Source organism: Aliishimia ponticola, from assembly GCF_004803475.1.
Lineage (GTDB): Bacteria > Pseudomonadota > Alphaproteobacteria > Rhodobacterales > Rhodobacteraceae > Aliishimia > Aliishimia ponticola.
In genome coordinates, this window is record NZ_SRKY01000002.1 from 1 (window position 1) to 21580 (window position 21580).

Annotated in this window: 22 protein-coding genes, 1 tRNA gene and 1 rRNA gene; 13 read left to right on the plus strand and 11 right to left on the minus strand. The window is 60.9% G+C overall.

Annotation, left to right across the window (positions count from 1 at the left end; translation table 11 throughout):
* The first annotated feature begins 34 nt into the window (after positions 1–34).
* From rrf to E4Z66_RS06320, 3 genes are all read left to right on the plus strand, one after another.
* Positions 35–149 (plus strand): 5S ribosomal RNA (gene rrf / locus E4Z66_RS06310).
* Between the two features lie 72 nt (positions 150–221).
* A tRNA-Met gene (locus E4Z66_RS06315) sits at positions 222–298 on the plus strand.
* A gap of 130 nt (positions 299–428) precedes the next feature.
* The gene (locus E4Z66_RS06320) at positions 429–704 is read left to right on the plus strand and encodes a helix-turn-helix domain-containing protein (RefSeq protein ID WP_136462152.1); all 276 of its coding nucleotides are present in this window, start codon (positions 429–431) and stop codon (positions 702–704) included.
* 266 nt (positions 705–970) lie between these two features.
* Here E4Z66_RS06320 and E4Z66_RS06325 read toward each other — a convergent pair whose 3' ends face one another.
* Entirely contained in the window at positions 971–3100 is a 2130-nt protein-coding gene (locus tag E4Z66_RS06325) for an acyltransferase family protein (RefSeq protein ID WP_136462153.1), read from the minus strand.
* A gap of 111 nt (positions 3101–3211) precedes the next feature.
* Here E4Z66_RS06325 and E4Z66_RS06330 point away from each other — a divergent pair, with 111 nt between their 5' ends.
* The 4 genes from E4Z66_RS06330 to E4Z66_RS06345 all read left to right on the plus strand — a co-directional run bounded on the left by E4Z66_RS06330 (position 3212) and on the right by E4Z66_RS06345 (position 8489).
* Positions 3212–3964: a sulfotransferase domain-containing protein gene (locus E4Z66_RS06330; protein WP_136462154.1), complete on the plus strand. Its 753-nt coding sequence runs from the start codon at positions 3212–3214 to the stop codon at positions 3962–3964.
* Between the two features lie 150 nt (positions 3965–4114).
* Entirely contained in the window at positions 4115–5890 is a 1776-nt protein-coding gene (gene aspS / locus E4Z66_RS06335) for an aspartate--tRNA ligase (RefSeq protein ID WP_136463040.1), read from the plus strand.
* Positions 5891–5935: 45 nt separating this feature from the next.
* Entirely contained in the window at positions 5936–7318 is a 1383-nt protein-coding gene (locus E4Z66_RS06340; RefSeq protein WP_136462155.1) for a DUF1800 domain-containing protein, read from the plus strand.
* Positions 7319–7328: 10 nt separating this feature from the next.
* Positions 7329–8489 (plus strand): DUF1501 domain-containing protein, encoded by a 1161-nt coding sequence (locus E4Z66_RS06345; protein ID WP_136462156.1) that lies wholly within the window; start codon positions 7329–7331, stop codon positions 8487–8489.
* Here E4Z66_RS06345 and E4Z66_RS06350 read toward each other — a convergent pair whose 3' ends face one another.
* Positions 8490–8669, minus strand: coding sequence for a hypothetical protein (locus tag E4Z66_RS06350; protein WP_136462157.1), 180 nt, complete (start codon positions 8667–8669; stop codon positions 8490–8492).
* Positions 8670–8865: 196 nt separating this feature from the next.
* Here E4Z66_RS06350 and E4Z66_RS06355 point away from each other — a divergent pair, with 196 nt between their 5' ends.
* Positions 8866–9585, plus strand: coding sequence for a GNAT family N-acetyltransferase (locus tag E4Z66_RS06355; RefSeq protein WP_136462158.1), 720 nt, complete (start codon positions 8866–8868; stop codon positions 9583–9585).
* A 15-nt stretch (positions 9586–9600) separates the two neighbouring features.
* Here E4Z66_RS06355 and E4Z66_RS06360 read toward each other — a convergent pair whose 3' ends face one another.
* Positions 9601–10320 (minus strand): response regulator, encoded by a 720-nt coding sequence (locus E4Z66_RS06360; RefSeq protein WP_136462159.1) that lies wholly within the window; start codon positions 10318–10320, stop codon positions 9601–9603.
* A gap of 146 nt (positions 10321–10466) precedes the next feature.
* Between E4Z66_RS06360 and mce the strand changes: the two genes are divergently transcribed.
* Both mce and E4Z66_RS06370 read left to right on the plus strand, forming a co-directional pair.
* On the plus strand, positions 10467–10871 hold the full coding sequence (gene mce, locus E4Z66_RS06365) for a methylmalonyl-CoA epimerase (RefSeq protein WP_136462160.1): 405 nt from the start codon (positions 10467–10469) through the stop codon (positions 10869–10871).
* A 3-nt stretch (positions 10872–10874) separates the two neighbouring features.
* Entirely contained in the window at positions 10875–11153 is a 279-nt protein-coding gene (locus E4Z66_RS06370; protein WP_136462161.1) for a DUF1467 family protein, read from the plus strand.
* Here the strand turns inward: E4Z66_RS06370 and E4Z66_RS06375 are convergent.
* Together E4Z66_RS06375 and E4Z66_RS06380 are read right to left on the minus strand one after the other, a co-directional pair.
* Positions 11150–11848 carry an EI24 domain-containing protein gene (locus E4Z66_RS06375; RefSeq protein WP_136462162.1) on the minus strand — a complete coding sequence of 233 codons (699 nt, stop codon included), beginning with the start codon at positions 11846–11848 and terminating at the stop codon, positions 11150–11152. The two genes, E4Z66_RS06370 and E4Z66_RS06375, sit on opposite strands and share 4 nt — an antisense overlap.
* On the minus strand, positions 11845–12423 hold the full coding sequence (locus E4Z66_RS06380; protein ID WP_136462163.1) for a nitroreductase family protein: 579 nt from the start codon (positions 12421–12423) through the stop codon (positions 11845–11847). The genes E4Z66_RS06375 and E4Z66_RS06380 overlap by 4 nt, the downstream gene beginning before the upstream one ends.
* Before the next feature lie 174 nt (positions 12424–12597).
* Here E4Z66_RS06380 and E4Z66_RS06385 point away from each other — a divergent pair, with 174 nt between their 5' ends.
* Positions 12598–13275 (plus strand): YrbL family protein, encoded by a 678-nt coding sequence (locus E4Z66_RS06385; RefSeq protein ID WP_168797737.1) that lies wholly within the window; start codon positions 12598–12600, stop codon positions 13273–13275.
* Positions 13276–13335: 60 nt separating this feature from the next.
* Here the strand turns inward: E4Z66_RS06385 and E4Z66_RS06390 are convergent, their stop codons facing one another.
* Both E4Z66_RS06390 and trpS read right to left on the minus strand, forming a co-directional pair.
* Positions 13336–14442: a class II histone deacetylase gene (locus E4Z66_RS06390; protein WP_136462165.1), complete on the minus strand. Its 1107-nt coding sequence runs from the start codon at positions 14440–14442 to the stop codon at positions 13336–13338.
* Positions 14443–14584: 142 nt separating this feature from the next.
* Positions 14585–15607 (minus strand): tryptophan--tRNA ligase, encoded by a 1023-nt coding sequence (gene trpS / locus E4Z66_RS06395; RefSeq protein WP_136462166.1) that lies wholly within the window; start codon positions 15605–15607, stop codon positions 14585–14587.
* Between the two features lie 74 nt (positions 15608–15681).
* Between trpS and E4Z66_RS06400 the strand changes: the two genes are divergently transcribed.
* Positions 15682–16377, plus strand: coding sequence for a rhomboid family intramembrane serine protease (locus E4Z66_RS06400; RefSeq protein ID WP_136462167.1), 696 nt, complete (start codon positions 15682–15684; stop codon positions 16375–16377).
* A 22-nt stretch (positions 16378–16399) separates the two neighbouring features.
* Here E4Z66_RS06400 and murJ read toward each other — a convergent pair whose 3' ends face one another.
* Complete coding sequence (murJ, locus tag E4Z66_RS06405; protein ID WP_136462168.1) at positions 16400–17953, minus strand: murein biosynthesis integral membrane protein MurJ; 1554 nt, start codon at positions 17951–17953, stop codon at positions 16400–16402.
* A 167-nt stretch (positions 17954–18120) separates the two neighbouring features.
* On the opposite strand from murJ, the gene E4Z66_RS06410 reads away from it, so the two are divergent.
* Positions 18121–18900 (plus strand): hypothetical protein, encoded by a 780-nt coding sequence (locus E4Z66_RS06410; RefSeq protein ID WP_136462170.1) that lies wholly within the window; start codon positions 18121–18123, stop codon positions 18898–18900.
* A 24-nt stretch (positions 18901–18924) separates the two neighbouring features.
* Here the strand turns inward: E4Z66_RS06410 and E4Z66_RS06415 are convergent, their stop codons facing one another.
* The 3 genes from E4Z66_RS06415 to accD all read right to left on the minus strand — a co-directional run bounded on the left by E4Z66_RS06415 (position 18925) and on the right by accD (position 21537).
* Entirely contained in the window at positions 18925–19164 is a 240-nt protein-coding gene (locus E4Z66_RS06415; protein WP_136462171.1) for a hypothetical protein, read from the minus strand.
* Between the two features lie 169 nt (positions 19165–19333).
* The gene (locus E4Z66_RS06420; RefSeq protein WP_136463041.1) at positions 19334–20572 is read right to left on the minus strand and encodes a bifunctional folylpolyglutamate synthase/dihydrofolate synthase; all 1239 of its coding nucleotides are present in this window, start codon (positions 20570–20572) and stop codon (positions 19334–19336) included.
* Between the two features lie 29 nt (positions 20573–20601).
* Positions 20602–21537 carry an acetyl-CoA carboxylase, carboxyltransferase subunit beta gene (accD, locus tag E4Z66_RS06425; protein WP_136462172.1) on the minus strand — a complete coding sequence of 312 codons (936 nt, stop codon included), beginning with the start codon at positions 21535–21537 and terminating at the stop codon, positions 20602–20604.
* Positions 21538–21580: the final 43 nt, after the last annotated feature.

The following is a 21580-nucleotide window of genomic DNA, read 5'->3' on the forward strand; positions in this document are numbered from 1 at the left end:
GTACATGACTTGGAAATCTCGACGGTTTTTTCGGTTTGGTGGTCATAGCGCAAGCAAAACACCCGGTCCCATCCCGAACCCGGCCGTTAAGTGCTGTAGCGCCGATGGTACTGCATCTTAAGATGTGGGAGAGTAGGTCACCGCCAAACCTAAAAAGCCGCCGAGATAATACGTATCTCTCTTACGATACCACCTCATAACCAAATTAGAGGTGAATTTGGCGCGGGATGGAGCAGCCCGGTAGCTCGTCAGGCTCATAACCTGAAGGTCGCAGGTTCAAATCCTGCTCCCGCAACCAACTTCTAAAAATATCTGATCGTCCGCATACCCGCCATCACGGCGGGTTTTGCGCGTGCAAATAACTTCCCCATCAAATAATCTTCGAAAGGCGAGGAGAACGTGAAGCCTTCCTGATCCATCAACCGAACATGGCAGACTTAAAAACATATCCAGATATTGCCGCCCGCTTAAGGCGTGTGCGTGAAGGCTTTTCCGACTGCAATCGCAAAGAGTGGGCGAAGCATCATGGCTTTAACCCGACGCAATATACCAACTGGGAAAACGGCACCCGGAGAATCCCGATCGACGCCGCAAGCGCGCTGTCCGCTAAATATGGCCTTACACTCGACTGGATATATTTGGGCAGAGAGGATGCCTTGTCAGCAACCGCGCGGAATGCCGTGTCTTCCAGCAGCCAGAACTGATTGACTAAATCGTCCAGCTTGTCGCTTGTCTGTTCCAAGGTGGGCCCCCGTGCGCAACTACTGGTGTCATGGCCGCTAACACTGCGCGGCGCTGTACCTTGATTTGTTCCCAGTCAAGCGCAGCATTCGAGGACGACAGAAAACATGAACGACGCTCTGGGCCGTTACTGAACGGTTGGGGCCAGCGTTTACGCAAGATGATGCGTTTCGCCACAAGAAGCTCTTGCAACGCATACAGACCGTACCCGGCAGTCGGTACATACGCTCTACTGCCAGATTTCAATAAGCAGCGGGGGCAGGAGATTGAGCGAGGTCGTTTGATTGATATGGTCATCATCGTAATAGAGCGGCACACCGCCCCGGTCGGTGGAGCGGCAAAAGTCGGCATCACAAAAAACGCCCGACAGAGGGAGATATCGCACATCCTCCGATTCATCGGCCACGGAGTTCAGAATTTGCTCTGTCCGTTCCGTGCGTCCTTGGTAGGCGCTGGTTGAAACGGCAGGAATTGGCGTCCAGCCCAGAAGCTTATTCCGCGCGATAGATGTTGGCACATCATGCCCGATTTCCGGGATCGGCCCAAGCAGGACGACATGGCGTCCGGTGGCCAATATCCGCCTTACGGTTTCCTGCAGGCCTGCCTGTACGAGCGTTGCATTTTCCGACGGTACGGGTGCGGCGGAAGATGCGCCGATCCATTCAAGGGCGACATCCTTTCCAGCTTCCCCGCGATAGCGCGTCCCCTCTGCAGAGATCGTCCAGCGCGCACCCAGAATGACAACGGGAATATCCGTCCGTCCTTCCAGCCATGTCATAACGCTTTCATTGAAGGCCGTGCATTGGCTGCCGCCCGACGTCCTTTGGATACTCAGGATGGGCGGGCATCCACTATGCCCTGCAAAGAGGCCGCGTTCATTCGATAGCCTTCCGGCTTCGTCCATACCGACCATCATCGCATCTGCGTGGCTGTCGCCCCAGAAGAGAAAATCCGCGTCCTCTTCCACATCAGACGCTGCCCCAATGGCGCACAAGCTGTCGCTTGCGAGGCGATTGAAGCATTCGGACCTGCGCTCGTTCTGGTCAGTGGCGAAGGCTGCGATGGTCACGACGTCGCTTGACATCCGTGCCGGCAGGCCTTTGCCGAAATAGAGGACTGCGCCTATCCCCAAGACGACCGCCAGCGAACATGCCGATGAGACGAAGATGAAGCGAGGTCCGAAGCCGCCTGAATGCGCGCGAAACGGGCGTTCGACGAAGCGGAAAGATAGCCATGCCATCGCGACGGAGGCGACCACCGCCAGCGTGGCAAAGTCCCAGGGTATGTCCGTGCTGCCTAACAGGATGCGGATGTAGGAGAGGATGGGCCAATGCCACAGGTATAGCGAGTATGAGATCAGCCCCACCCAAACCAGCGCGCGGCGAGAGAGTAGTGTGTTGACGAGACTGCCACCACCATTGGCACCGACCCAAATCAGTATCGTGGCGCCAAGTACAGGGGGCAGGGCGGTCAGCGCAGGAAACGCGGTATTCGAGTCATAGGCAAAGACTGGAATGACAATTCCGATGATGGCAAGCAGTGCGAGACACTCCCGAACCGCGCGGCGTTTCGGCGGCCCATACATGCCAAGCGCAAGTATCGCCCCGGCACCCAGTTCCCAAGTGCGGAACGGGATCAAATAGAACACCCAGTCGGGTTTGAGTGGCAGCAAGGCCACTGCGGCGATGCATGAGATCACCGAGAGCCCCAAGACAATCCAGACCGTTCGGCGCCATCCCATCCACGCGAAGAACATGAGCAGGGGCGGGAAGAACAAATAAAACTGCTCTTCGACAGCAAGCGACCAAGTATGCAAAAGCGGCGCGAATTCTGCTGTGGGCGAGAAGTAGTCGAAAGCTCTAAGGAAGAAGACATTCGACAAGAAGACGCCTGTCGCGATCGCAGACTTGCCCAAGTCCCGCAATTCACCCGGTAGCAGGACGAAAAAACCGACTGCGAAGGCTGCGAGGACCATGACCAGCAGTGCCGGCAAGATGCGCCGTGCGCGCCGCTCGTAGAAGGAGGCGAGAGAGAATTTTCCCGCGGCGATTTCGTTGGCCACGATTGTGGTGATCAGAAAACCGGAAATGACGAAGAATACATCGACGCCGACAAAGCCGCCGGTAAATCCGGGCATGCCTGCGTGGTACAAAACGACGGGTATGACCGCAACAGAGCGAAGCCCATCAATGTCCGGCCTATACTTCAACTGCTCAAACCCAAAAAAACTTTGGTTGTCTATGCCATCATTCCTCCCGCGCATACAAGCTGATCGTGTCTGACCGTCGGTCTTGTTGTGGCGGGTGATGAAACTGATGGCATCTGGTGCCGCGCCATCGGCGGGGCCGAGGGTTTCCACGTTCTGCGCGGTGCGTTGCTTTGCTTGGCATCACGGGCGGCGTTGACTACGCTGCCGCGCAGATTGAGCCGTTATTCGGCGCGAAGGGCTGGCTTGGAGGAGCGTCTGTCAATGACGGTACAGGGTGATGTGGCGCAGAACGTCGCTGTTTCGCAATCTAACGGGGCCGACATTACGCATTTTCAGATATTCGGTGAGCGGCGCTCTGGCACCAATTATGTTCATACGCTTTTGCAGCGAAATCTTGGTGCGGCACCGTGCTTTCATTACGGATGGAAGCATGGTTACTGCACCGCCCCGGCGATTTCGCGGAATGCATTGATCGTTGTTGTCGTCCGCGACCCGCTCGATTGGGTTCTCAGCTTCTATTCACGGCAGTTCGCGCCCGCAGCGCATCTGGATGGCTTGAGCTTTTCCGACTTCATCCGCGCGGAATGGGACAGCAAGGCACGACCCGATCGTCAGCAATGGGATCTGTTCGGGCATCGGCATGATCGTAGCCTGCGCGGTGAGGTCATGCAGTTGGACCGCCACCCGATCGAGGGGCGGCGTTACAGGAATGTGCTTGAGATGCGGCGGATCAAGCTCGCAGCGCATCTGGGTTTTCGACACCGGGCGGGAAATGTCGCGGTTGTTCGCTATGAAGATGCGCGGCGCGATCCAGCGTCGGTATTGACCAAGCTGGCGCAGGAATTCGCCGTTCCAGCGAACGTATCATGGGTTGCGGTGACGGAACAGGTGGGGCCGCCGAGCGCAAAGAGAAAACAAACCCGGCAGGATATCGCGCCGGAGGATTTGGATCATATCCGGTCGCAGCTTGACCTGCATGTCGAGGCCGGGCTTGGCTATGACGTGACGCCATAGGGGCTTCGGTGGCCGTCAGGCCGGTGCGCGCAGCCCAGTTCGATCCAGGAACGCGCAGTCTACGGGGGGAAAACGTGGCGCGGCCCTTGACTTCCGGCGGTCAGGGCGATGTATCAGCGCCAGATGAAACGCCCCGAGAAGGACGCCCTGATGCACGCCTATCGCACCCATACCTGCGCCGCACTGACTGCCAAGAATGTCGGCGAAACCGTCCGGTTGTCCGGCTGGGTTCACCGCGTGCGAGATCACGGCGGCGTTCTGTTTATCGACCTGCGGGACCATTACGGCATGACGCAGGTTCTGTGTGACCCCGACAGCCCGGTTTTCGCCGAGGTCGAAAAGGTCCGGTCCGAATGGTGCATCCGCATCGATGGCGAAGTGAAGGCGCGCGATGAAAGCCTTGTGAACAGTAAGATCCCGACGGGCGAGATCGAAGTCTTTGTCCGCGACCTTGAGGTTCTGGGCGAAGCTGCCGAACTGCCGCTGATGGTATTTGGTGAACAGGAATACCCGGAAGAAACCCGTCTGCGCTATCGCTACCTCGATCTGCGGCGCGAGAAGATGCAGCAGAACATGACGCTGCGGTCGGATGTCGTGGCCTCCATGCGCCGTCGCATGTGGGATCAGGGCTTCCGCGAGTATCAGACGCCGATCATCACCGCGTCCTCGCCCGAAGGCGCCCGCGACTTTCTTGTTCCGTCGCGTCTGCATCCGGGCAAGTTCTATGCGCTGCCGCAGGCGCCGCAACAGTTCAAGCAGTTGTTGATGGTGTCCGGTTTCGACAAATATTTCCAGATCGCGCCCTGTTTCCGCGACGAAGACCCGCGTGCCGACCGTTCGCCCACGGATTTCTACCAGCTCGATATGGAGATGTCCTTCGTCTCGCAGCAGGACGTGTTCGACGCGATCCAGCCCGTGCTGACCGGCGTGTTCGAAGAATTCGGCGGTGGCCGCAAGGTTGATCAGGAATGGGCGCAAATCTCTTACAAGGATGCGGCGCTGTGGTACGGCACCGACAAGCCTGACCTGCGCAACCCGATCAAGATGCAGGTCGTGTCGGAACATTTCGCAGGCTCCGGCTTTGCGATTTTCGCCAAAATTCTTGAGCAAGACGGCACTGAAATTCGCGCCATTCCGGCCCCCGGTGGCGGATCGCGCAAATTCTGCGACCGGATGAACGCCTTCGCCCAGAAAGAGGGTCTGCCCGGCATGGGGTATATCTTCTGGCGCGATCAGGGGGACGGGATGGAAGCGGCCGGACCGTTGGCCAAGAACATTGGCCCCGAACGGACCGAAGCGATCCGCCAGCAGCTTGGCCTTGGCGTCGGTGATGCGGCCTTCTTCCTGGGCGGCAAACCCAAGAGCTTCGAAACCGTCGCGGGCAAGGCGCGCGTCGTGATCGGGGATGAGCTTGGCCTGACCGACACCGATCGTTTTGCCTTTGCCTGGATCGTGGATTTCCCGATCTTCGAGAAGGACGAAGAAACCGGCAAGATCGACTTCGAACACAACCCGTTCTCCATGCCACAGGGCGAAATGGCGGCGCTGGAAGGCGATCCGCTGGAGGTTCTGGGCTATCAGTACGACCTTGCGTGCAACGGCTATGAGTTGGTGTCCGGCGCGATCCGGAACCACAAGCCGGAAATCATGTTCAAGGCATTCGAAATCGCGGGCTATCCGGCGGACGAGGTGCGCAAGCGCTTTGGCGGCATGGTCAACGCGTTCCAATATGGCGCGCCGCCGCACGGTGGCTGTGCTGCGGGGATCGACCGGATCGTGATGCTGCTGGCCGACGAACAGAATATCCGCGAGGTGATCCTGTTCCCGATGAACCAGCGGGCCGAGGACTTGATGATGGCCGCGCCCTCCGAACCTGCGCCCGAACAGTTGATGGAACTGGGCTTGCGCGTAATTCCGCAGGACTGACACGCGGGATATGTTTCGGCGCTGGTGACCTGCTATATATAGGTCATGGTATTCGATCCCGATCTTGCCGAAATTCGTTTCGGTTGTGGACTATCTCCGGCGATTGATGCGCCGCGGGATATTGAAAGCATGTTGTCCGGGCTGCATGGCCCGGATGAGATAGCCGAACGCTTCCCGATCCAGCCCTTCGACGATTTTCGCGCGCGCATGGTCGAGATGCAGGCCCTGTACAAAAAGCGCAGCAAGGTCCGGGGGACGCCCGAAGGCGAGGCGCTGCGCAAGCAACAGAACCTCGTCAAGAAGGCCGCGCGTCAGGACATGCTGGGGTGGCTTGGGCAAACCTTGCTACGGCGCGCCCATACCAAGACCGCGCTGCGGGAACGGCTTGTCTATTTCTGGGCTGACCACTTCACGGCATACGGCAAGGCGGGCGTCATCAAGCGCGCCACGTCCCCCTATATCGAAGAGGCGATCCGCCCGCATTTGACAGGCCGGTTTTCCGATTTGCTCTTTGCCTGTGTGACGCACCCGGTGATGCTGCATTTTCTGGATCAGCATAAATCCATCGGCCCGAATTCGGTCGCGGCGGCGCGGCGCGGGAAAAGCCGTGGCTTGAATGAAAACCTCGCCCGTGAAGTGCTGGAACTGCATACGCTGGGCGTGGATGGTCCCTATAATCAAACCGATGTGCGCGAGTTGGCAGAGCTGTTCGCGGGCATGTCCTTTCAGCCGAACCGGGGGTTCAAGTTTCGCAAGGATTATTCGGAACCGGGGGCCGAAACCGTTCTGGGCACCACATATGACGGCAAGCCGACCATGGCCCCGGTGCGGGCGGCGCTGGATGATCTGGCGGCGCATCCGGCAACGGCGCAGCATATTGCGCGAAAGCTGGCTGTGCATTTCGTATCGGATGATCCTGACCCTGCGCTGGTGACGCATCTGGCGACCCGCTTCCGCGAGACGGACGGCGATTTGGCGCAGGTCTATCAGGCGTTGCTGGAACATGACGCAGCGTGGCAGCCTGGCCTCGGCAATGCCAAGCTTCCGGTGGATTTCGTGGCGTCGACCCTGCGCGCGTTGAACGTGGCGCCGGAACGTATCCAACCACTGACCGAGAAGGAGATGCGGCAGGGGTTCCTGCGGCCGATGGCGATGATGGGGCAAATCTGGCAGTTGCCGATTGGCCCGGATGGCTGGCCGGAAGAGGATGGCCATTGGCTGACGCCGCAGGGGCTGTCCGCACGGATCACATGGGCAATGGCCGCGCCAGAGCAATTGGTCCCATCCCTGCCGGACCCGCGCGAATTCGTCCGCACAGCGCTTGGCAGCTATGCCAGTGAGGCGGTGCAGTTTGCAGCGGGCGCGGCGGAATCGAAATCCGAGGCGATCGGGCTGGTTCTGTCCTGCCCGGCGTTCCAGAAAAGATGAGGGTCTGGCTATGACATTGTCCCGCCGCCGCCTGTTGAACCTGATCGGATGCTCCGCCGCGGCCTCACCTTTTCTGACGCCAGTCAGTTTCGCTGCCGGTCCCTGGGACAATCGCCTTGTGGTGATCATTTTGCGCGGCGCGCTCGACGGGTTGGACGCTGTGCAGCCCTATGGCGATCCGGCTTGGCCGGAATTGCGGCGCACGCTGGCCGGCGGGCCGGAGATCGGGTCGCCGGATCTGGATGGCTTTTTCGCGCTGCACCCAGCTATGCGCCCCTTGATGCCGATGTGGGCGGCGGGCGATCTTGGCTTCGTTCACGCGGTATCGACGCCCTATCGAGACAAGCGCAGCCATTTCGACGGGCAGGATTTGCTGGAGGCGGGAACCATGTCCTTGGCGGAAGGCGCGCGGGACGGATGGCTGAACCGGCTTTTGCAGACGGTGCCGGGGGTCTCGGGCGACACGGCCTATGCGATTGGGCGCGGTGACATGTATCTGCTGCGCGGATCGGCCCCGGTTGCGAACTGGTCGGCAGAGGCGGATTTGACGCTCAGCCCCCAGGCATTGCGGCTGATGGAGTTGGTGATGCAGGACGACCCAAAGATGCACGCCGTGCTGCAAGAGGCGGAGTTGCTGGCTGGCGCCGACGTGGATGCTGGCGGAAAACGCCGTCCGGGCCATATTCGCACGGCCGCTTTTGCGGCGGAACGGCTCCGGTCTGACGCGCGTATCGCGGCATTTTCGTTGAACGGTTGGGATACACATCAGGATCAGCACCGCGCGTTGCCCAAGGCGCTGGAACGCCTCGCCGATGTGCTTTTGACGCTTAAAGAGGAGTTGACCGGGCCGGTCTGGAACAAGACGGGCGTGGTGGTGATGACGGAATTTGGAAGAACGGCGCGTGAAAACGGCACGCGCGGTACCGACCATGGCACGGGCGGTGTCATGATCTATGCAGGGGGCGCATTGCGTGGCGGGCAAGTCGGCGGTGCCTGGCCCGGATTGGGACAAGCCGAACTGTATCAAGGCCGCGATCTGGAACCCACGCGCGATGTCCGCGCCTATGCAGCGTGGATCATGCGAGGATTGTTCTCGCTGGATGCAACGACCCTTGAAACAAAGGTGTTCCCGGGCGTGGACCTTGGGGACGACCCGCGCATGATGCGCTGATCAGAACAGGTTGAGGCTGTCCATATAGGTCCAGATGTCGTTGCTCAGGTCTGTGGTGCTGGCCGTCATGGCGATACCAGCAGCAACGCCGAGTGCGACGACAGCGGCAGTCAGGACGACCCAGTCGACCGTGATTGCGCCGTCTTCTTTCCGGCAAAAGTCTTTTAACAGAGTGATCATTATCGCTAACCCTTGTATTTGTCCGCAATGGTATCTCGCACCAGTTCGGCAGGAGTGAGTGTAGGAAGGGGCCAAATTACGGCATACCCCGGTTTTCCGGAACAAACTGTTTCGCGGCGCTGCTCACGCCCTGAAAACCGCGCTTTTCTTAAAGATTTCGATACAATCGGCGCGAAAGAAACCATACGGTGGCGTCATGAAGAACGACGATCACAAAGGTTTTGGACCTCCGGTTGTGGGTTGGACGCCGCCGCCGCAACCTGAGGGCGAGATTTTGACCGGGCGCTACGCGCAGGTCGCCCGCTTGAGCGCCGATTCGCATGCCGCGCTGCTGTATCGCGCCTATATTGGTGGGGACGCGGTCTGGGATTACCTGCCCTATGGCCCGTTTTCCTCTGCCGCGCAGTATCACCGCTGGGTGCGAGAGGTCGAAACGGGCGAGGATCCGATGTTCTTTGCTATTCGCAATTTGGAAACCGGCGATTGGGAAGGCGTGGCAAGTTATCTGCGGATCGCGCCGAAGGCAGGCTCCATCGAAGTGGGGCATATCAATTTCAGCCCCAAGCTGCAGCGCACGCGGGCGGCGACGGAAGCCATGTATCTGATGATGAAGTGGGCGTTCGAGGCCGGGTATCGCCGCTATGAGTGGAAATGCGACGCGCTGAACATGCCATCACGGCGCGCCGCGCAACGGCTCGGCCTCAGCTATGAAGGGGTGTTCCGGCAAGCCGCCGTCGTGAAGGGGCGCAATCGCGATACCGCCTGGTTTGCCGCGATAGACCGGGAGTGGCCCGCATTGGACGAGGCCTTCAAGGTCTGGCTCAGCCCGCAGAATTTCGACGAGGCCGGGCAGCAGAAAGAGCGTTTGGCCGATTTGACACGGCTTGTGCGCGCGGCGTCCGATCCGGCGCTTTGAGCGTTGGGCGGCGGATTACATCGCGATCTTGCGTTCCAGACGCTGCTGCACCAGCCCGGCGAGCTGCGCCAATTCTGACCCGGTAGAACCGCCGACCGCGCGTTTCCGCGTCAGTTGTTCAACCGCCGCCAGCATTGCATCGTCGTCGGCGCTTCGGGCGACACCGGCCAGAAACTGGGCGACGTAGTCCATGGTCTGCTCATCCACGCCCGTATCCATGATATCCGCCATGTGGGCCAGATCGTCCTGATAGGCGATGGGGTCTGGAATAATCTCGTCATTCGAGATGCTGCGCGGGCCATTGGGGCGGCGATCCAACGGCAGCAGGGACAGGATCGTTTCCTGAAACCCGCCAAGGGACGTCACGGGTTTGGCAAGAAAGCCATCCGCACCGGCGCTCATGGCCATCGCTTCGCCATCGGGATCGCCGGACATGCCCAGGATCACCTCTGTCCGGGGTTGAGAGGCGTTCATCTCGCGGATCAATTCGGCGCCGCTGCCATCCCGCAGGCCGATATCGATGATTGCGACCGTGGGCCGGTACACTTGCAGATGTCTATGCGCAGAGCGCAGACAATCCGCGCGGCGTATACGGGCGCCGGATCGCAAGCAAAGCAGGCGCAACGCCTCAGAGGCGAACCGGCTGTCTTCGACCACCAGAACGGTCAGCCCCAGCAATGGCCGCGCCGCCGTAGGCGGTCGTGTGAACAGGGAAAGTGTGTCGTTATCATCCATGGCCGCTACTCCGGCTTTTCATTTACGACTCAAGTTTTAGGTATTGATCGCTAATGCGGCGTTAACGACATCACGTTTCGGATGACTTGTCTTGCGGATGCAGGCATGGTCAAACCGCCCCAACGTACATTCAGGGAGATTGAGGGATGATTGGACGGCTGAACCACGTAGCGATTGCGGTGCCGGATCTGGAAGCCGCGGCAGAGCAGTATCGCACCGCTTTGGGCGCGAAGGTTGGCGCGCCGCAGGACGAGCCCGACCATGGCGTGACCGTCGTGTTCATCGAACTGCCCAACACCAAGATCGAACTGCTCTACCCGCTGGGCGATGACAGCCCGATCAACGGCTTTCTGGAGAAGAACCCATCAGGCGGGATTCACCATGTCTGCTATGAGGTGGATGATATCCTCGCAGCGCGCGACCACCTGAAGGCAAGCGGCCTGCGCGTTCTGGGCAATGGCGAGCCGAAGATCGGCGCGCATGGCAAGCCTGTGCTGTTCCTGCACCCGAAGGATATGAACGGCACATTGACCGAACTGGAGCAGGTGTAACTCATGGGACCGACCTCGGCGCTGGTACTGTTCGCGGTGATCTGGTTCATGACCTTTCTGATCGTGATCCCGTTCCGCATCGAAACACAGGGCGACCGCGGCGACGTGGTGCCCGGCACGCATGCGGGCTCCCCCGAGGTGCATAACCTCAAGCGCAAGGCTTGGATCACCACGGGGATTTCCGTGGTGCTCTGGCTGATTATCGCGGGAATTATCCTGTCCGGCTGGATCACCATCGAAGATCTCGATTGGTTCAACCGCATGGGGCCGCCCGAAAGCTAACGCCGCGCCGTTCCCGAAAGCATGTGGAACAGATGCGTGAACGTCGCCGCCCCGATGATCGGGACAAGCAGGTTCACCAGCGGAATCGAAAGCGGTATCGCCATCAGCGTTCCGGCTATCCAGATCGTCGTCCCGTGGGCGCGCCAAAGCTGCTTGGCGTTGTCCCGGCCGACGCGGCGCATTGCCGCCAGCGTGAAATATTCCCGTCCCAGCAAGAAGCCATTGAGCGCCCAGAAGATAAAGACCGAGGCGAAGGGCAGCAGCGCATAGACGATCAGCGCCGCGATATTGGCGACGATCAGCAGCCCCAGAAAGCTTAGCGTATCGCGCAGCCCGTCGAGGAATGTTACCTCTGTTGCCGGGGGCAGGTGCGGGTAGTGGATGTCTTCGACCGCATCGGCCACCCGGTCGAGAAACATCGACGTGATGGCAGAGGCGACCGGCACCATCAAGAAGACCGACAGAACCATCATCAGCAGCGCCGATCCCCAACCCGCGAGATTGTCGAGCCAGCGCACTTCTCCGATCCATGGCAGTTTCGCGTCGTCCCCGACCAGCCAATCCGCCAGCCAGACAAAGCCCATGGTCGCCCCGATCAACAGCACGATTGTCAAACCAATCCCCAGCAGCAGGACGCGGCGAAAGCGTGGGTCCGTCATTTGGCCCAGAGCTTTGAAAAAGGCGGTCAGTATCATTCGTCGACCCAGGTGGTGATCGCGTCAAGATCCGGGCGCGGCCGCTCTGGCGGGGCTGAGGTTTCGGTGCCCAGATAAATCATCCCCGCGATGCGTTCGTGACGTTCCAGGCCCAGCCCCTCGCGCATGAAGCCGCGATCATGCGCCATCCAACCTGTCAGCCAGTTCGCGCCCCAGCCCGCTGCAAGGGCGGCGTTGACCAAGGCAAGGCAGACAGCCCCGGCGGTGTAAGTCTGTTCCAGATCGGGAATTGTGTCGTGTTCCTTCTGGCTTTCCACGACGACCACGCAAAGCTGGCCTTGCTCCAACTGGCTTCTGCCCTTCGCGATGCGGTCCGGGGCCATCCCGATCGCCGCGCCGCGCCGGGTTGCGATCTCTGCCAGACGCGCCAGCGCCTTGGGTTCCAGCACGATAAAGCGGAAGGGCTCCAGCTTGCCATGATCGGGGGTCCGTGCCGCAGCGGTCAGCAGCGTGCGCAGCGTGTCGCGGTCTGGCGCGGGTGCGGTCAGGGTCTTGGCCGGGCGCGACCGGCGCGTCAGCAGAAATTCGAGTGCGGCAGGGTTCTTTTCGGGCATGTTAAACTCATTTACATATTGCTTTGTATGTCGGTTTGATCGCACCGGTTGTCAAGGGCAGGGCGCGCCGTCGGCAGATCGCTTCCGCATGGGGGCGAGGAATTGACGATTGGCAGTTCCGGCATGTATACCAGCCGAATTTTCCGCGCAGCACAAATCCGAAAGGGAGACCACGTGATACCCAAGACAGCCCAACTCTCCGATTTGAGCGCAGAGTCGCTTGAACTGGTTGCAGAAGGTGGGGAGCGGTATGTCTATAAATCACGCGACTTTCCAGAGTTCCTGTTCAAGAAGCAAAAGCGGGTCGATGAAAGAAGGCTGAAGAAGCGCGATCTGAAAAGCTTTTTGCTGCGCGTCCTTCCCAGTTACAGAACACATATCGTGCGCAAGGAATACCGTGCCTATGTCTCTGCGGTTCTGCGCCAACAGGCCACATGGCCGGATTTTCCGACGACGATGCTGCATGGCTTCACGTTTCTGGATGGAGAACCCATCCAGGTCGTCGAGAATGTAACACTAGAGGGCCGGGATATCGGTCCGAGCCTGCGCGAGTTGCTGGCTGACGATCTGTTCGACGCAGCGGCGCTGGACGCGCTGAACGTGTTCGGCATGGCATTGCTGCGCAGCGACATCCCGACCAATGATGTGAACGCATCCAATATCGTCCTGGGGTCGAACAGGGACGGGACACGCAGGTTCATTTTGGTGGACGGCTTCGGCGATATCCATTTGGTGCCATTTCGGACGTATTCGTCCTTCGTCCGGAAAAGGCATCTTGTCCGCTTGTTCTCAAAGCTGGGCAAGAACCGTCTGGCGTTCGATCCCAAGACCTTCGCGTTCAGCCTGCGCTGACCCGGAATTCCCGCGCTGGTCCTGTGGTCGCCTTGGCGGGCCGGGGCCGTTCCGTTGGCTCTATAGCCCCAGTTCTTCTGCCATCCTGTCGATCTCCGACCTGAGAAACGCGTCCATTGGCGGGGCGGGTTGGCGGCGGGCGAAGCCTGCCTCGAACGGATCGGGCGCGGTGATCTTGCTGCCGGACAGTGCCTCTAGCGTGGCGTGGCCGCAGAAGGGCACATACACCTCGGAATAGCCGCCTTCGTGCACCAGTACGAGCTTGCCGTCGCATAGCTTTTCGGCAAGCGTTTTGATCCGCGTGGTCATCTGGCGGAACGTGTCTGCGGTGGCCAGCATCGTCGACAGGGGGTCGATCACGCTGGCATCAAAGCCGCAGGCGACCACGATCAGGTCCGGTTTGAAGGCGGTGATCGCGGGGATCACCACATTGTCCATCGCATGCAGATAGGCGGTATGCCCGCTGCCTGCATGCATGGGCAGGTTGATGTTGTAGCCAGCGCCCCCGCCGCGCCCACGGTCGGCGATATCGCCGGTGTCGAGAGGGTAGTTGCCATCCTGATGCAGGGAAATCGTCAGCGTATCGTCGCGGTCGTAATAGATCGCCTCGGTGCCGTTGCCGTGATGAACGTCCCAGTCCAGAACCGCGACTTTCAGTCCGGGCCGCGTCGCGCGGGCGGCTTCCAGCGCGATGGCGATATTGGCAAACAGGCAGAACCCGTTCGGGAAATCCGGCAGGCAGTGATGCCCCGGTGGGCGCGATAGGGCGTAAGCATTGGTGAGCGTGCCCTCCAGCACCTTGGCAACGGCGGCCTTGGCAAGCCCGGCAGACAGGGCGGCGATCTCGTACCCGCCCTTGGCGAAGGGCGTGCGCGCGCCAAGCTCTCCTCCGCCCGCATCGGACAGGGCCTTGAACTGCGACAAGTAATCTTGTGGGTGGATGCGGGCCAGATCGGCCTCAAGCGCCATCGGTGCGGTCTGAACCGCCAGATCTGCGGTGATGCCGGTAACATCCATCAGGTTCTTGAGGCGGCGCTTTGTTTCCGGGCTTTCGGGCAGTCCACCGGCGGCGAGCGGTTGCACCAGATCGCCCACCGGCAAGGTGAATGCGTAATTGCCGCCACCATGCCAGAAGGTGCGTTCGTCCCAGAAGAATCCTGTCGTCATTGCCATGTCTCCGCGTCTTTGAACGGGACCGTGGCGCAGGCCGCGGGGAATGTCGATAAACTTCCCGCAGCGCGCACAGGCGCGGGCGGCGCTGTGGTGATTTACCGGGCGCGCTTAGCGCACAATCTTTTATAAACTGCGCTTAGCGCACCATGCCGATGATTTCATAGGTGCGGGCAAGGATCGGCGCAGTGATCGCGCGCGCCTGTTCGGCACCATGGGCCAGAATGCGGTCGATCTCTGCCGTGTCGTCCATCAGCCGCGCCATTTCCGACGAAATCGGGGCGAGCTTTTCGACCGCGAGTTCCGCCAGCGCCGGTTTGAACTGCCCGAACTGCGCCCCACCGTGATCGGCCAGAACCTGATCCACGCTCATATCGGCAAGCCCGGCATAGATATTGACGAGGTTGCGCGCCTCGGGGCGGTCTTCCAGCCCCTTTGCTTCGGAAGGCAGCGCGTCCGGATCCGTCTTGGCCTTGCGGATTTTCTTGGCGATCGCATCCGCGTCGTCGGTCATGTTGATCCGGCTCGCATCCGAGGGGTCGGATTTCGACATCTTCTTGGACCCGTCCCGCAGGCTCATGACGCGGGTGGCCGCGCCTTCGATGACCGGTTCTGTTATCGGGAAGAACTCGACGCCGTAGTCGTGGTTGAACTTCGCGGCGATGTCGCGGGTCAGCTCAAGGTGCTGTTTCTGGTCCTCGCCCACCGGGACGTGCGTCGCGTGGTAGATCAGGATATCCGCTGCCATCAACGCGGGATAGGCGAACAGCCCCAGCGACGCGGCTTCGGCGTTCTTGCCGGACTTGTCTTTCCACTGGGTCATGCGGCTCATCCAGCCCATCCGCGCCACACAGTTGAAAATCCATGCCAGTTGTGCATGTTCCGGCACTTGGCTTTGGTTGATCAGGATGGATTTCGCCGGATCGATGCCCGAGGCAATGAAGCCCGCCGCAAGTTCGCGGGTGTTGTGCGAAAGCTCGCTTGGATCCAGCAGGCGCGCGGTGATCGCGTGCAGATCAACCATGCAGTAGACCGTTTCGAACCCGCCTTCATCCTGCATCCCCACGAAACGCTTGATCGCGCCAAGGTAATTGCCCAGCGTCAAACCGCCGGATGGCTGGATACCGGAGAAAACTCGGGGGGCGAACTGGCTGTCTGACATCTGCATCACTCTGGTGAATTGGGCCGGGTTCGGTTACTCCCCGCCGGGGCAAGCGTCAAGCAGGAGACACCTAAATGGATGACGGCAAGACAGGCTATGACCCAAACCCGGTGAACCCTTTGCCGCCGGTTGTGCTGGTGATGTTCCTCGCGCTTTTCGGGGTCGAAGCGGTGCTTGCCGCAGGCGAGGCCGGCTGGGTCGGTGGCCCGCAAGCTGTGGGCTGGCGGCTTGCATTGATCGAACAGTTCGGCTTTTCGCCCCAGCATTTCGACTGGATGATCGAGAACCGGCAATATCCCGGTGACATCCTGCTACGCTTCGTGACTTACCCGTTCCTGCATCTGGGCTTTCTTCATATGGCCATCGCATCGGTGATCTTTCTGGCGATGGGAAAGCTGGTGGGCGAAGTGATCAGTCATTTCGCTGTGCCCGCGATCTTTTTCGCGGCGAGCATCCTTGGCGCGTTGGTCTATGGCGGGCTGCTGGATGAACAGGTCTGGCTGGTCGGGGCTTATCCCGGCGCCTACGGGCTTATTGGCGGCTTCACCTTCATCTTGTGGACACGCGCCCGCGCGACCGGGGCGAACCAGATGCAGGCGTTCTCGCTGATCGCCATGCTGATGGGCATACAGTTGGTCTTTGGCGCGCTTTTCGGGGCGGACCGCACCTGGGTCGCGGAGCTCACAGGGTTCATCGCCGGGTTCGCGATGTGCTTTGTGCTTGTTCCGGGGGCGCGGGCGGCGTTGCTGGCGCGGATGCGCCAACGCTAACCTGTCTTGCCGGGGGTTTGGCTCAACGGCCCCGCAGGTTGGCTTTGAATTCCGCAAGGCGGAACGCCCCCATGGCTTGACCGAAAAGCCCGTAGCTTACCAAGCCGATCAGAACCAGTGCGAGCAGCCCGAGATAGCGCCAATAAGCCATGCCCAGCACAGGCCCCAAAAGAGCGTTCGCGATCCACAACACCACGCCCATCGCCAGCGACGCCGCGACGATGCGCCAGATACGGCTGCGGAACCGCGCGTCGAACTGTGCGACATCCCCCATGGGGCGCGCGCCGCGTCGCAACAGCCACACCATGGCCCACCCGGCGGCAGAGGTCGCAATCGCCGGTCCGATCCAGCCCATGACAGGCCCAAGCGCAAAGGCGAGACCTATCGCCAGCACCGCGTTGATCACCATCGCGACGACCGCATAATGGAACGGGCGGCGGGTATCCTCGCGCGCGAAGTAAAGCGGTTGCAGGATCTTTTGCAGCACAAATGCAGGTAGCCCAAGACCATAGATCGCCACGGCCACGGCAATCGCGGCGCTGTCATCAGCGGTTGTCGCGCCACGTTCGAACAGGACGGAAACAAGCGGTAGCGGGATTACCACAAGCGCCACGGCCGATGGGATCGTCAGCGCAAGGGATGCTTCGCCCGCACGGCTGAGCGCGTGGCGCGCGCCCGCATCATCTTGTGCCTTCAAGCGACGCGACAGGTCGGGCAGCAGCACGATGCCAATGGCAATGCCAACGACGCCAAGTGGCAGTTGATAAAGCCGGTCCGCGGCGTAAAGCCAGCCCACGGCCCGGTCGAAAAAGCTCGCGACCTGTTGCCCGACCAGAAGGTTCACCTGCACCACGCCACCGGCCAACGCAGCCGGGATGGCAATGATGACAAGCCGTTTGAGATCCGGCGTCATCTGCGGCACCCGCAAACGCAGCCGGAAACCAGCCCGCGCGGCGGCATGCCAGACCAGCGCCATCTGCGCGACACCGGCAAAGGGGATTGCCCAGATCAGCGCGCGGGCCACATCCGCGCCCAGCCCTGCGGCGACCGTCATCGCGGTGACCAGAATGACATTCAGCAGCACGGGCGCAGCGGCGGCGGCCGCGAAACGCCCGGTCGCGTTCAACACGCCCGATAGCAGCGCGGCGAGCGAGATGAACAGGATATAGGGGAACGCGATACGCCCGAATTCGACCGAAAGGCCGAACTGCTCTTGCCCCTTGAAGCCAGAGGCCAGCGCGAGGATCAGCCAAGGCATCGCGGCCATGGCGATCAGCGTCAGTACAATAAGAACCGTCGCCAGCCCGGAAAAAGCATCCTCGGCAAAGCGGCGGGCGTCTTCGTCCCCTTCCAGCTTTTTGGAGAAAAGCGGCACGAAGGCCATGTTGAACGCGCCTTCCGCAAAGAAGCGGCGAAACATGTTGGGCAGGCGAAAGGCGACGACATAGGCCTCGTACAAGGGGCCTGTGCCCAAGAAGGCAAGGATCATCGCGTCACGCACGAAGCCAAGTATGCGGCTGGCCAATGTCCAGACGCCGACTGTGAAAAAGCCCGATAAGAGCCGGATAGGTTTCATGTTCTTGTCCCGGCGGTCTGCCCTGCGCCTAGTTACCTGCTTCTGCGCAAAGCGGAAAGAGGCGCGCGCCATCAGAAAATAGATCAAATGCAGAACAAAAGTGGAAAATTAAGTGTCCGCAGGTAGGAAGGGATCGTGAATTGTAGACAGCCAGAAGGGTTGCCAAGGTGTTACGAGTTGCCGCTTTTTTCGCGTTCATTTTGCTATGTGCGTTTCCCCATTCCGTTTTCGCCGGTCCGCAGTCGCTATTTGCCGGAACCTCGCTTGGCACGTCGCGCAAGGCACTTCTTCCTCGTGCATCCGGGTCCGACGCAGCAATCGTCATCTCCACGCGGGCAAGCGCACCTGCCGAAGGTCCGTCCAGCCTGTTTTCCGGGCGCGAAGCGGGAAGTTTGCTTGCTCCGGTCCTGCCGCGCAGTGCGGTTCAGGCGCCTCTCCCGCCTACCAGCTTTGCCCCCTATGCCGGTGGCCGGGTCGCGCAATTGCGCACGCTGATCGCCAAGGCCGAAGCGGGGCGGAAAGGTTATGACGCCGTGCAATATGGCGCGCGGATCAAGCCGCGCAAAGCCCCCACGCAGATGACGATCCGCGAAATCTATGCGTGGATCGATGCCACGCCGGGGCAGCCGCACGCCATTGGACGGTATCAGTTCATCCCGAAAACGCTGCGCCGTCTGGTACAGCAGCTCGGCGTGCCCGAAACGGCGGTGTTTTCCCCGCAGGTTCAGGATTTGCTGGGGGATCGCCTGCTCGAAGACGCGGGGTTGAGCAAATTTCTGAGGGGGGAAATGTCCCAGACCAGCTTCATGAACAATCTGGCGAAGATCTGGGCCGGGTTGCCGAATTCTTCGGGCAAGTCGCACTATCACGGCTATGCGGGCAATCACGCGACGATGACATGGGGCCGTTTCAAATCAGAGATGACGCGCATTTTCGCGACCGGCTAAAGGCGCCCCGATCCGGGCGCGTGGTCAGTCCAGTCGAACCAACGGTGTGGCATCGCCCTTGGTCGCAACATCGGCGAGCGATGCGGCCCGCGTTGCAGAAATCGGTCCGTTTTCGGCAGGACGATCAGGGTTGAGCGGCTGCATCACGACAAGGATCACCGCGACACAGAAAAGCGAGAGCGCGAGCATCAGCAGTTGCAGGTGAGAGCGCCGGAGGTCCACTGGAAGTTTCGAGTGGCTTTTCACCAATCCAAGAAGTTGCATATCGCTGCCCTCCTGCTTTGGCGGGGTGTTCCCGCGTAATCTGCCCATTGTGCCAACCAATTCTGCGTGGTCCGGCTCCTTATGCCACAAAATGTAGGGGGTTCGCGCTAAGGTTGTCAACGTCGCGCGCCAGTCGCCAGTGTCCTGAATTGTGTCAGGGTGCCGGGCGCTATGAGTTGTCGCGCAGGACCGTTCCGGCCAGATACAGCGATCCGCAGATCAGGATGCGGGCCTCCGGCGCTTCAGCGGCGATGGCCGATACGGCGTCAGCAACGCTACCCGCCTGCCGCGCGGACAGCCCCGCCTGCGCGGCGGCCTCTGCGATGGTTACAGCCGGAAGCGTGTTCGCTTCGCCCGGAATGGACACCGCGGTCAGACTGTCCGCATGTGATGTCAGCGGTGCCATGTATCCGGCTACATCCTTGGTGTTCATCAAGCCGCAGATCAGGTGTGTTTCGCGCTTTGGCAGCCGGGTCAGGCTTTCGGCAAGGCTTTGCGCGCAAGCGGCATTATGCCCCCCGTCCAGCCAGAATTCGGCATCGGGCGCCGCGTCTATCAAGGGCCCGGAGCGCAGGCGTTGCATCCGGGCGGGCCAGGTGACGTCGGTCACCGCCGCCTCGCAGGCGATGTCGCCGAAGCCAAGCGCGCGCAGCACCGTGATTGCCGTTCCCGCGTTTTGCACCTGATGCGCCCCGAGCAGGGCAGGCATCGGCAGGTCCAAGAGCCCGCGATCGTCCTGATAGGTCATCCGCCCGTGGTCTTCTTCCACATGCCAGTGCTGGTTCTGGACCGACAAGGGCGCCCCCAGCGCCGCGGCGCGCGCTTCGATTACCTCTTCGGCGGCATCCACCTGCCGGGCGACGACGCAAGGCACGCCGCGTTTGAGAATACCGGCCTTCTCCGCCGCGATCTTGTCGACGGTGTTGCCCAGAAACTGGACGTGATCGATCGAGACCGGGGTAATCACCGTCATGCGCGGCTTTTCGATGACATTGGTGGCGTCCAGCCGTCCTCCAAGTCCGACCTCAAGCAAAGTGAAATCGGCAGGGGTCCGGGCAAACGCCAAAAGCGCTGCGCAGGTCGTGATCTCGAAGAACGTGATCGGCGTGTCGCCATTGGCCCGCGCGCATTCATCCAGAACGGCGGTCAGGTCGGGTTCCGAAATCAGCGTACCGGCAAGGCGGATGCGCTCGTGAAAGCGAACCAGATGCGGCGAGGTAAAGGCGTGGACGCGCTTGCCCTCGGCCTCCAGCCCGGCGCGGATCATCGCTTGCGTCGATCCCTTGCCATTGGTGCCAGCGATATGGATCACGGGCGGCAGATCGTTTTGCGGATTGCCGAGCTTGTCCAGCAGGTTCCAGACCCGGTCCAGGGTGAGATCGATCACCTTGGGATGCAGCGTCATCATCCGTTCCAGGATGACGTCGGAAGAGGATGTCACGTCTTGGGCTCTTCGTTTCCGCCCGGGGCAGCCCCGTCTTGCGCATCAAGTTCCGGCGCGGGCAATTCCCCTTTCACCGCCGGCGGCAGGCCCATCATCATCCGGGTGATGGTGATCAACTCATCGCGCATTTCCGTGCGCGGCGTCACGCGGTCCAGCATCCCGTGATCCAGCAGGTATTCGGCCCGCTGGAAGCCTTCGGGCAGCTTTTCGCGGATGGTTTGTTCGATCACACGCGGCCCGGCAAAGCAGATCAGCGCATTGGGTTCGGCGATATGCACGTCGCCCAGCATCGCATAGGAGGCCGTGACACCGCCGGTCGTCGGGTGCGTCAGCACCACGATATAGGGCAGGCCGGCCTCTTTCAGCATCTGCACGGCTACGGTCGTGCGCGGCATTTGCATCAGGCTCAGGATGCCTTCCTGCATCCGCGCGCCACCGGCGGCAGAGAACAGGATCAGCGGGCGGTGCAGCTTTACCGCCTCTTCCGCAGCCGCGATGATCGCATTGCCGACATACATTCCCATGGACCCGCCCATGAACGAGAAATCCTGCCCGGCGGCGATGATCGGCGTGCGCCCGATTTCGCCGGACGCGACCAGCATCGCTTCTGTTTCGCCCGTGTCTTTCTGGGCGGTGCGCAGGCGGTCGGGATACTTCTTCTGATCGCGGAAATGCAGCGGGTCGGCCACCGGTTGCGGCACGGCGACTTCGGTGAAGATGCCGCCATCGAACAGCGCGTGGAATCGTTCACGCGGCGTGATCGCCATGTGGTGATTGCAGTTGGTGCAGACGTTCAGGTTGTCCGAAAGCTCCCTATGGAACAGCATGGTTCCACAGGACTCGCACTTGGTCCACAGGTTGTCCGGTGTTTCGCGGCGCGAGAAGATCGAGTTGATCCGGGGCCGGACGTAGTTGGTGATCCAGTTCATCAGGTTGCCTTCGGGTCTGTTAAACTGCGCAGGAGATAGCCCC